This window comes from Roseateles sp. P2_H4 (genome assembly GCF_056403315.1).
Genome location: NZ_JBFUFR010000022.1, coordinates 95,084 through 106,204 on the forward strand (window position 1 = coordinate 95,084; position 11,121 = coordinate 106,204).

The following is an 11,121-nucleotide window of genomic DNA, read 5'->3' on the forward strand; positions in this document are numbered from 1 at the left end:
AAAATTGACATGAAAAAAGCCGCCAACTGGCGGCTTTCGGGGCGGGATGTCTCGCAAGCGCTGCGATCAGACCTTGTAATAGTCGCGGTACCAGGCGACGAAGCGCTGAATGCCTTCGGGCACCGGCATGGCCGGCTGGAAGCCCGTCCATGCCCCCAGCTCCTCGACGTCGGCGTGCGTTGCGGGAACGTCGCCATCCTGCATCGGCATGAAGTTCTTCACCGCCTCGCGGCCCACCGCCTGCTCGATGGCCTCGATGAAGCTCATCAGTTGGATGGGCGCGTGGTTGCCGATGTTGAAGACGCGATAGGGAGCGCTGGAGCGCGCCGGGTCGGCCTTGTTGGGGTCGTAATCGGGATCGGCCGTGGCCGTGCGGTCCAACACGCGCACCACGCCTTCGGCGATGTCGTCGACATAGGTGAAATCGCGAATCATCTTGCCGTGGTTGAACACGTTGATAGGCCGCCCCTCGATGATGGCCTTGGTGAACAGGAACAGCGCCATGTCCGGCCGGCCCCAGGGCCCGTAGACCGTGAAGAAGCGCAGGCCCGTCGTCGGCAACCCAAAAAGGTGCGAGTAGGTGTGGGCCATCAGCTCGTTGGCCTTCTTCGTCGCGGCATAGAGGCTGATGGGATGGTCAACGCTGTGATGCTCCGAGAAGGGCATCAGCGTGTTGCCGCCATAGACACTGGAACTGGAGGCGTACGCCAGGTGTTGCACGCCGCTGTGGCGGCAGCCTTCAAGGATGTTGGTGAAGCCGACGACGTTGCTGTCGATGTAGGCGTGCGGGTTCTCGATGGAATAGCGCACACCAGCCTGGGCCGCCAAATGCACCACACGGTCAAAGCGATGCTCGTCAAAAAGCTTGGCGATGCCGGCACGGTCTGCCACGTCCATTTGCACGAAGCTGAAACCCGGCTTGGCCGTCAGGCGCGCCAGACGGTCATGCTTGAGCTGAAGGCTGTAATAGTCATTGAGGTTGTCCAGGCCTACGACCTCATCGCCCCGTGCCAGCAAGATCTGGCTGACGTGCATACCGATGAAGCCGGCTGCGCCGGTGACGAGTACCTTCATGCTGAATTCCTATGCTGCCCGAGTGCAGCGCAGCATTCTCCTATACGTGACGAATTCAACGGTCCGATCTCCGATGAGGAAACCATCACTATTCCGGTGTACGTGTCTTCGTGTAACCAACTTTGAGGTCGTGACGGCATTCACGGGCCATGCCAGATAGCCCATTTCACAAGCAACGTCAACCACCTACATTGGGAGGGTCGGACTAACCTCCCAATCAGCCGCCAGCTCATGTGGCGCACATCGCTGTACATCGTGCTCCAACCTATGAATTTCCTGCTCAACGCCTCGCGTCCGGTTCTCACCGCCATCGCCGTCGCCATCTCCGCGGCGTCGCTGACTGCCTGCGGCGGTGGCTCGTCGGATGCATCGGTCCAGCCAACTGCGAACATCTCCGGCTCCTCAGCCGCCGATAACGGTGGCGCCGCTGTCAGCGGCTCTGCCGCGGTGGTCATTTCAGCATCCGCAACGCCGGAGACCACAGCTGAGCCCATGGCAAAGGCGATGGCCGCTGTGGCAGCTGTGCCCACATTGACCGTTCGTGCACGGGCCGACGTCGCCGGTGGCATGGGCGCCATGATGAGCGTGCGCATCAACGGGCAGGTCATCGGCACCGTCGAGGTGAAATCGACGACGCTGGAAGATTACAAGTTCGACGCGCCCACGCTAACCGCTGGCGTCAAGCTCGACGTGGTGTTCACCAACGATGGCACCGTCAATGGCGTTGATCGCAACTTGCACATCGCCTACATCAGCGATGGCGTGACGGTCCTCCTGCCGACCGTCAGTGGCGCCATCGTCGATCGCGGCCCGCGCACTCTGGCCTTTGATAGCGTCGACACCATCACCGGGCAGGGCAGCCTTTTTGTGGACGGCGCGTTGCGATTGACTTGGCCCGGCAGCCCTGCTTCAGACGCGCAATGGGCGAACAAGGTCGATGCTGTTCGCTTCCTGCAGCAGGCCACATTCGGCCCGACGGTGGAAGATATCAATAAGGTGGTCAGCAGCGACTACGCCAGCTGGATTTCCGCGCAACAAGCCTTGCCGTACGCACGAGACTTCTTCGCCAATGTGCAGGCGAAGTACGCCCTTGGCGATGCCTACCGCCCAAAGGGTGCGAACTACACGCCGGTTTGGGTGGGCCAGAAGTTCTGGGAACGCGCAGCCCGCGCCCCTGATCAGTTGCGTCAGCGCACGGCCTTCGCACTCCACCAGGTGTTCATGATTTCGCAGGCCGACGTCAACCTGTACGCCCACGCCCGCGCCTACGCGCAGTACGTCGATCTGCTGCACAAGAACTCGTTCGGCAACTTCCGCACGCTGCTGGAGGACATGGCGCTGTCGCCAGCGATGGGCATCTACCTGTCCCACATGCGCAACCGCAAGGAAGACACGGCGACCGGACGCTTGCCCGACGAGAACTTCGGTCGCGAGGTCATGCAGCTTTTCTCCATCGGCCTGTACGAACTCAACAACGATGGCACGCTCAAGCGCGATGCCAACGGCAACCCTATCGAGACCTACACCACCGCTGACGTCATGGCGATGGCCAAGGTGTTCACCGGCTGGAGCTGGGCCTATCCCGATTCCATGCTGAACGAAAGTACCTTCCGCTACAGCACCCCCAGCGTCACGGCCGCCAACGATCAACAGATCGATTTCCTGCCGATGAAGGCCTATGCCAGCCAGCACTCCACCGCGGAGAAGAAGCTTTTCACGGGCAAATCTTGGGCGGTGACGCTGCCTGCCGGCAACAGCGCGCAAGCCGATCTGAAGGGCGCGCTTGATGCGCTGTTCAAGCATCCCAACGTCGGGCCGTTTATCGGCCGCCAACTCATCCAGCATCTGGTCACCAGCAACCCGAGCGCGGCCTATGTCGACCGCGTCGCGACGGTTTTCAACGACAACGGTCAGGGCGTGCGCGGCGACCTTGGCGCCGTCGTCAAGGCCATCCTGCTCGACCCTGAAGCACGCAGCGCGCCCTCGGCCAATTTCGGCAAATTGCGTGAGCCTGTGCAGCGCGTGTCGCACTGGATGCGAGCGCTCGGCGCGCAGTCGGCCAGCGGCGAATACCTGATTCACGAGATCCTGGAGACACAAGGCGAGCGCGCGCTGTGGGCGCCCTCTGTGTTCGGCTATTACCGCCCCGGCTACATCCCCCCCAACAGCGCGTTCAGCGCCCGCAACGCCACCGCACCAGAATTTCAGATCATCAACGAATCCAGCGTGGCCACTTGGCTGAACGCCGTCGAATTCATGACCACCACGGGCATAGGCGCAAACAACGACGTTGCCAGCACCTATGCGTCTCAGGTGGCGATGGCCAGCTATTCCAACCTCGCGGCGCTTCCCGATCACCTGAATCTGATGCTGCTGGGCGGCCGCATGACCCCGGCACTGCGACAGCAAATCCTGGACATCACCTCCCAGATCAGCCTCGCCTCCGACGGCGGCGCCACTCGTCGGGCTCAGGTTGCCATCTTCCTGACGCTGGCTTCTCCCGAATACATCTTCCAACCCTGATTCCCATGGCCACCAACACCTCTCGACGCGCTTTTCTCGCAGCTGCAGGCGGCTTGGCCGCCACTGGGCTGGGCCGATTCGGCACCCCTCTCGCGATGAACCTGGCGGGGCTCGGCGCCATGGCGGCCGGACAAGCTTCGGCCGCCGCCACCAACGACGGTTACAAGGCCATCGTGTGCCTCTTCATGCAGGGCGGCAACGACAGCCACAACTGGGTTGTCCCGACGGACGCCAGCAGCTACGCCAGCTATGCCGCAGCTCGCCGTGAGCTTGCGGTTCCGCTGAACAAACTGCTTGCAATGAGCACCACGGGCCAAGCGGCCGGACGCACCTTCGGCATGCCGCAGGAACTGGCGCCGCTGCAAGCCCTATATGAAGCTGGCCGGTGCGCCGCGATCGCCAACGTTGGCACGCTGGTTCGCCCTGTCACCAAGAGCGAGGCTCTGGCCGGTGTTGGCCTGCCGCCCAAGCTCTACTCCCACAACGACCAGCAGGCCATGTGGCAGTCGCTGCAGCCCGAAGGCGCGCCCACTGGCTGGGGCGGCCGCATGGGCGACGTGCTCATGTCTGCCAATCAGCAGCCGGTTTTCACCGCCATCTCCACCAGCGGCAACGCCGTGTTCCTGAGTGGCTCCAAGGTCAGCCAATACCAACTGGGAGTCAACGGCCCGGTGACGATCAGCGCCGCACAGGCCGGCACCCATGCGGGCAGCACCGCCGTGCCCGGCGCGCTGAAGAACATGCTGGGGACCGCGAGCAGTCCCAATGACTTCCAGGCCGAATACCTAAAGGTCGTCCAGCGCTCGCTTGCCACCTCCGGCACCTTGCAAAGCGCGTTGTCGGCCGCCGCCATCCCTGCGCTCCCCAGTATCAACATCACGCTGCCCGACGGCACCACACTCAACCTCGCGTCCGACTCACTCGCCAAGCAACTGCGCATCGTGGCCCAGATGATCGCCTCCGCGCCCCGCCTGGGTATGGCTCGGCAGGTGTTCATGGTCAACGTGAGTGGCTTCGACGCACACGCCTTCCAGATGCGCGATCAACCCATGATGATGGCCCGCGTCGCCCAGTCGATCGGGTGGTTTATGGACGCCATCCAGGGCGTCGGCATGTCCAGCAACGTGACGCTGTTCACCGCCAGCGACTTCGGCCGCACGCTACTCAGCAATGGCGACGGCTCAGACCACGGCTGGGGCGGCCACCATTTCGTCTTGGGCGGCGCCGTCAAGGGCAAGCAGATCTTCGGCGACTTCCCCGTCACGGCCCTGGGCACCAACTCCGACGTGGGTCAGGGTCGCTTGCTGCCCGGCATCGGCGTCACTCAGCTGGCCGGTACGCTGGCGGGATGGATGGGCTTGAGCGCCACGGAGCGGCAGCTCGTGCTGCCCAATCTACCGAGTTTTGGTGCAGGGCCTGCGCTGTTCGGCTAAGAGAGCGCCCCGCCACCTGGACCTACCAATCTGTGGGGCGCGGGACCATCAGGCCGCGACGCAACCGCAAGCGATCTTGGCCGACGACATGCCTACGTAGATTTCTCATCGAATCGCCGGCCTGTTCAACGATCTCAGTTCAGCCACTCTCACGCTCGCACTTGCATCGCAAATAAACACTATGGCGCGAACTCGCTGCATTCAGTTACGCGCCCAATGCGATGCAGTGAGCGTCATGTGGCAGCAAGCGCCGAGCAAGGCGACTTGAGATTTGAAACCTATCGCGGGGGCACGATAGGCATTTGTCCGCCACAAGCCAGGGTTAGACTTCAGCCAGAACACGTGCCGGCCCTAAGAGTTCTTCCATGGCGGATCCCACACCAGAAAAATCGAAAATCAAGGCCCTTGAGGGCCTTCGTGGGGTCATGGCATGGTGGGTTGTTATCGGCCACATATCCTTAACAGCCGGCTGGCAACTGCCACTGATTGACCGCAATACGCTGCCAGTGGATGTTTTCATCTTGCTTTCCGGCTTCGTAATTGCCCTTCTGATCGACAAGAAATCGGAACCCTACGCGCCCTATATAGTGCGGCGCGCGTTTCGCATATTTCCGCTTTATCTAGCGGTCTTGATAGTGTCAGCGCTTTTAATAGAGATGCAAATCTCTGCCTGGGCCAATATTCCATTTGTCACGGCCACAAATCAATCGCGCCTTGAGCTTGCGAAAATGAGCGGCAGCGCTCTTGGCACGCACTTTCTGATCCACGCTCCGCTACTTCAAGGCATAGTGCCACCAAAGTTCTTAGCCGGTGCACCATGGACAATTGTCGGTCAGGCGTGGAGCTTATCCCTTGAATGGCAGTTCTATATCGTCGCCCCACTATTTGTTTGGGCACTGCGCACGCCCAAGAGAGCGGCGGCGGCGTTTATAGTTATGCTGGGAGCCTCGCTAGCGAGCAGATGGTTTTCATCAGCGTTTATCGGTAGTTATATCTGGCATTTCGGCATTGGCATTGCCACCTACTTCTTCATTACAGCTCAAGCGACTAGAAAATTTACATCGTCCATGATGTGCATCTTCGCTGTATTGATCCTGGTTAAGCAAGGCCTTTGGCAGGTTGTGCCGCTCGCGATCTGGGTCACAGCCATCGCATGCATATTGAATCCGTCTGGCAAACTAAAATTTCTCGCTGACATCCTCAATAGCCCCAGGGCAGTTCATCAAGGCGAGCGGTCATATTCCATTTATTTCACCCACATGATCCCGGTAACGCTGTTCGTTTACCTTTTCAATCTGGCGGGCATTGACAAGGCGCAATATGCCATTGCGCTGCTCGTGTGCGTGCTCCTTAGCACTTATGCGCTGTCGCAACTCACCTACCGGTGGATAGAAAAGCCGGGCATCAAGTTCGGAGCCACTTTGGGTATAACTCGCTCCCCAACGGCAGCAGTCAATTAGGCAAGAACAAACCGACAGGTGCGTTAAAGCCAACCGCTAGCGCCGAGGGTGATTGTTACTAGGACACTGCCGCCAGAAGGGGATTCGAGCCGCTGCTCAGCGGCTCGGGAAGTTCGGTGAATTTCCGGCCCAGTTAACTAGTGCACTAGACGCCTATTGAAACGGAGATTCATCCTCTCTACCAATGGACGTTCTATGTAACGATGCATGGCATGCCCTGTAGCGACACACAACACCAGAAGCAAAATGCCGATCCATGCCCTGGAAATCACCGAACTCCCGAGCGCGCCAAAGCCCACCGTCAGAACCAGTGGATGACTCAGATACAGAGAATAAGACGAGTCACCCAGGCGTTTTAATGGCTGCAACACGCTTTGTCGGATCAAATCCTCAAGCAGAATCGATGCAAACACAAGAAGCGCGGCAGGAACGCCAAAGTATATAAATCGCGGCCCACTCGGGAACATTCTAGGCGTAACAAACACATAGAACACAACCGCAGAAAGCACGAAAAAAATACCCAGAACCACACCCCGTTTTCCGCCCACGAAAACCGAGCGGCTTAATATTGCAATGGCGATGCCGGCCAAGAATTCAAAGAACAATGGGCTCGTCATGCGAAATTGGATGGGGTCCGAAGGGTCAGCCAATGTGCGCAGACTCACAAGCCCCACAAAGATTGCGACCAAGGTGCAACCGCGCTGCCATCTATTTGGAATATTCAAGGCCAACGCCATTATTCCATAGAACGCAAATTCATAGTTCAGCGTCCATCCTGGCGACAGGAACGGAGTCATCGTTTGATCAGTACTATTAACAACCGGAATGAAGGCAAACGCCTTAAGCGCCTCTAGGCCGCCGGGCATGTGCGCGCCCATTACCTGCTTTGTCGCCAAAGTGCTCAGCAGGGCAATCCAATACAGCGGCACGATTCGGATAAGCCGCCCACGCCACCAAGCCAACGGTGAGACTCCGACCCTGTCAGTAGTTTTCCAAATAATGAATCCGCTGATGACAAAGAATATATCGACGCCGGCGCTCAAGCCACCAATCGCCAGCGTTTTTTCAGCTGATTGGCCAACAATGAATGTGGCCACGTGGAACAAAACCACCGCCAACGCGGCCAGTCCCCTCAAATACTGAATTCCAACGAATTGCATTGTTTTGTTCACGCCAACACGAACCAAGTGTTTCAGTGGTTCGGCAACCACTGACTCAACAGCCGTTCGTACTGGTCCAGAATCTGCGGCCAGGTCAATCCGGCCGCAAAGCGGGCGTAGGAAGCAGCTCGCATGCGCGGCAGCAATTCAGGCTCAGCCAGAGCGCGGGTCAAGGCTTCACCAAATCCGCTTGCGCCACTGAAATAGAGCGCCTCGGGGCCGGCCACCCAGCGGTTGAAACGGTTGTCATGGGCAATCACAGCATTGCCCGCGCCGAGCGCTTCGACGAGCGAGGGATTGGTTCCTCCGACCTGATGACCGTGCACATAGGCCAGGCTGTGAAAACGCAGGGCCTGCACGACCGGCTTGTCATAGATCGCTCCCATGAAGCGCACTTCGTCGCTGGCGGCGGCCTTGACCGCGCGGTGGTAGGCGTTGTCATCGCTGTACTTGCCAAGCACGGCGAGCACCACACCGCGTCGTTGTGCTGAGAAACCCGTCACCACCTCAAGGATGGAGTTCTCCGGCTCAGCCCTGGCCACCAGCGTCAGATAACGCCCCGGCTCCAACCCTAWGGCCCGCACGGGCGCGTCCGGCATGTCCGTCACCCGGTCAGCGCCATAGGCGATGACCGTGATCTTCTCCGGACTGACACGCGAACTGAGGTGAGCTTTGATCTCAGGATGGTCGGCCACCAGGTGATTGCCCAGCCAGCAGCCAGCCCAGTCGTTAAGCCAGAACCAGCTCTTCGCCGCCATGCCCCATTTGGCCCGCGACCACTCGATGCCGTCCATGTTGATGACGTTGGGCACACCCTTGAGCCGCAGTAGCGCACAGAACACCGCCGTGTTGTAGCCCAGCGTTATGCACAGGTCGCGGTGCTGCGCTGCGTGGAGCGTGGCCTTCCAATCAAAAACGATGGTGCTCTTGGCGCCGTCTCCGTCCACAGGGATGCGTACACGCTCCACGCCTTCCCAACGGTCCTCGAAGATCGGGCCTGTGCCCTCCTCCTGACAGTAGACGACGACGCGCCAGCCCTGGCGCACCAGATGCAGGGCTAGGTACTCAGCAAAGGTTTCAAAGCCGCCATGGGCGGCGGGCACGCCACGTGTGCCCAGGATGCGCAAGGTTCGATTCGACACGTCAGCGCCTGTCAACAGTTTGGAAATACGCGCGGTAAGCCACGGCGAGGTTTTGCGCCGCCGCCTTCCACGTGAAATGGTCGGCTCGTGCCAGCCCGCGCCGGGCGAAGTCGGCCCGCAGCTCCGGCGAATGGAGCAGCCGCTCAAGGGCCTCCTGCAAGCCTTGGGGGTCTTTCGGGTCCACCAGCAGCCCGGCATCTCCGACCACTTCAGGAATGGCGGTCGATGCCGAAGTCACCACCGGCACACCACTGGCCAGCGCTTCAAGAGGCGGCATGCCGAAGCCTTCGGCGAACGACGGATAGACGAAGACCTGCGCATGCCGGTACAGCGCGGGCAGCTCGCCGTCGCCGATCTCGCTGAGCACGATCACCTGGCGATCTCTCGGCATGCGCGCCATCTCGGCCTCGAAGTCACCATAGCCGAAATCACGCTGCCCGACGATCACCAGCGGCGGCGGTGTGCCGCTCAGGGCACGGTAGGCCTTGAGCAGCGCCGCATGGTTCTTGCGCGGCTCAATACGGCCCACAGTCAGCAAGTAGCCACCCGGCTGCAGCCCGCGCGCACGAACGAGATCTGCCCCTTGCGGGCCTGGAAAGAAGACCTGACGGTCGACGGCGTTGTGGACGACGACGATGCGCTCCGCGCTGACGCCGTAGCGGTCGGCAATCTCTCGTCTCGAATACTCACTGACAGTGAACAGCAGGTCGGTGTTGCGCGCCGACCATCGCATCATCAACCGCGACCGCCAGACAAAGAAGCGGCCGAAGTACTCCGGATACGGCTCGAACAGCACGTCGTGGATGGTGACTGCGTTGCCCCGCACCGGCTGCAATGGGATGACGTACTGGGTGTGAACCAGGTCCAGCGACAACCTACGCCGCAGGGCTGGCAGACCGACGGCCAACCGCTTGAGCGGATTGGCAGCCGGCATCAGCACCCGCTCCACGTTCGGCTCAGAGAAGCCAGGCAACTGGCCGAGCTCCTCCGTCTTCTCGAGCAGGAAGACGAAGTCGTACTCCGGACACAACCGGGTCAGCTCGCCAAAGACACCGAGCAGATGGCTGCGCGAACCTTGGAACTTGCCGTCGAAGACATGGAAGTCGACACCAATGCGGCGCCGACGTGTCGGGCTCTCATTCATGCAGGCAGTCCCGCCGTCCATACACCTTCGGATGCGCTGCCCGCGGCGACACGCCAACACCATCGACTGCTTGATTCCACACTCGTCCCAACATTCTTAAAAAGGCGCTCATGAAAATGAGCGCTCTGCTCGCTCCACACGGGTCAACGGGCAGGGGCGCCAAAGACGGCCTTTACCTTTTCCAGGTAGCCAAATCCGTGAGCCCGGGTCGGCTCGATAAAGGAGCCCTCGCCATACTCGTTCCAGCAGCAGATGATCCCCATCCGATGGGTCTGCGCTTCGTGCGAGTCCATGAAGTCCCGCGCGGCGCGCAGATGCGCCTCGAAGGTGTCGAGATCGCCACCGGACTGGTCGTGCGCCGGGTCTTTGCTCCCGCCCCATGGCCGGCGGTCCCAACCCTGTGTCATCGGGACGATATAGGGCACGCCATGACGGCCCGCCTGGAACTCCCAGGCCTTGCGGTAGTCCGCGGTCAATTCGCCGTAGCTACGCGAAGGACGGCTGATGCCGTGGTAGTTGTAGGTGGACGTTGCGGCATACCCAAACGTCGCGGCCTTGGGGCTGTTGAACGTGCTGCCCACAAAATAGATCGACGGCAGCCCCTCGCTGCGCATCATGTCCTGGGCCTTCGCGATCAGTCCGGTCACATCCATGCCGAAGCGGCGCGCACGGTCGGTCAGCTGCTGGTGATCGAGGATGAACACCACCGGCTTGCCGTCCACCTTGAACATCTCGGGGCGGCGGAAATAGTTGTCGATCCAGTACTTCACCATGCTCGTGAAATCCTCGGCCGAGGTCGGCGCCGCATCGTGGTTGGCCCACATCAGCGCAAACGGCACCTGGCCGCGGTTGGGCGACGCGAAATAGGCGCGCAGGCTGTGCTCGAGCAAAGGTTTGCCATTGCCCCAATACCAGTCGAACGCCACGTACTTGAGCCCGTAGTCATGCATCCAGCCGAGTTGGCGATCCATGACGTCTTCGGCGCCATCGTCGTACCAGCCCAGCATGGGCTCACGCTCCTTGAATGACTGCACGCGCTGCCAGGGCTCCTTGGCCGGCGCCGCCTTCTGGCCAGTACGCCAGCCAGGAAAGTAGTAGACGCCGATTTGATACGAATCCGCGGCTCTCGCATGGAAGACCAATGAGAGCAATAAAAAGAGGGTGATCAGAGCCTTCATCATGACT

The 11,121-nt window shown here is 60.5% G+C and carries 8 protein-coding genes; 3 read left to right on the forward strand and 5 right to left on the reverse strand.

Features of this window, described 5'->3' with window-relative positions; genetic code table 11:
• Window positions 1–66: 66 nt before the first annotated feature.
• Window positions 67–1,074, reverse strand: a complete 1,008-nt coding sequence (locus AC1DW3_RS17530) for an NAD-dependent epimerase (protein ID WP_477933198.1) — start codon at window positions 1,072–1,074, stop codon at window positions 67–69.
• 267 nt (window positions 1,075–1,341) lie between these two features.
• Here AC1DW3_RS17530 and AC1DW3_RS17535 point away from each other — a divergent pair, with 267 nt between their 5' ends.
• The 3 genes from AC1DW3_RS17535 to AC1DW3_RS17545 all read left to right on the forward strand — a co-directional run bounded on the left by AC1DW3_RS17535 (window position 1,342) and on the right by AC1DW3_RS17545 (window position 6,490).
• Window positions 1,342–3,597 carry a DUF1800 family protein gene (locus AC1DW3_RS17535; RefSeq protein ID WP_477933200.1) on the forward strand — a complete coding sequence of 752 codons (2,256 nt, stop codon included), beginning with the start codon at window positions 1,342–1,344 and terminating at the stop codon, window positions 3,595–3,597.
• Window positions 3,598–3,602: 5 nt separating this feature from the next.
• On the forward strand, window positions 3,603–5,030 hold the full coding sequence (locus AC1DW3_RS17540; RefSeq protein ID WP_477933201.1) for a DUF1501 domain-containing protein: 1,428 nt from the start codon (window positions 3,603–3,605) through the stop codon (window positions 5,028–5,030).
• Between the two features lie 365 nt (window positions 5,031–5,395).
• Window positions 5,396–6,490 carry an acyltransferase family protein gene (locus tag AC1DW3_RS17545; RefSeq protein ID WP_477933203.1) on the forward strand — a complete coding sequence of 365 codons (1,095 nt, stop codon included), beginning with the start codon at window positions 5,396–5,398 and terminating at the stop codon, window positions 6,488–6,490.
• 137 nt (window positions 6,491–6,627) lie between these two features.
• On the opposite strand, the gene AC1DW3_RS17550 is transcribed toward AC1DW3_RS17545, so the two are convergent.
• The 4 genes from AC1DW3_RS17550 to AC1DW3_RS17565 all read right to left on the reverse strand — a co-directional run bounded on the left by AC1DW3_RS17550 (window position 6,628) and on the right by AC1DW3_RS17565 (window position 11,114).
• Window positions 6,628–7,650 carry an acyltransferase family protein gene (locus tag AC1DW3_RS17550; RefSeq protein ID WP_477933205.1) on the reverse strand — a complete coding sequence of 341 codons (1,023 nt, stop codon included), beginning with the start codon at window positions 7,648–7,650 and terminating at the stop codon, window positions 6,628–6,630.
• A gap of 32 nt (window positions 7,651–7,682) precedes the next feature.
• The gene (locus AC1DW3_RS17555; RefSeq protein ID WP_477933207.1) at window positions 7,683–8,792 is read right to left on the reverse strand and encodes a DUF1972 domain-containing protein; all 1,110 of its coding nucleotides are present in this window, start codon (window positions 8,790–8,792) and stop codon (window positions 7,683–7,685) included.
• A gap of 1 nt (window position 8,793) precedes the next feature.
• Complete coding sequence (locus AC1DW3_RS17560; protein ID WP_477933209.1) at window positions 8,794–9,936, reverse strand: glycosyltransferase family 4 protein; 1,143 nt, start codon at window positions 9,934–9,936, stop codon at window positions 8,794–8,796.
• A 143-nt stretch (window positions 9,937–10,079) separates the two neighbouring features.
• Entirely contained in the window at window positions 10,080–11,114 is a 1,035-nt protein-coding gene (locus AC1DW3_RS17565; protein WP_477933211.1) for a glycoside hydrolase family 99-like domain-containing protein, read from the reverse strand.
• Window positions 11,115–11,121 lie beyond the last annotated feature (7 nt).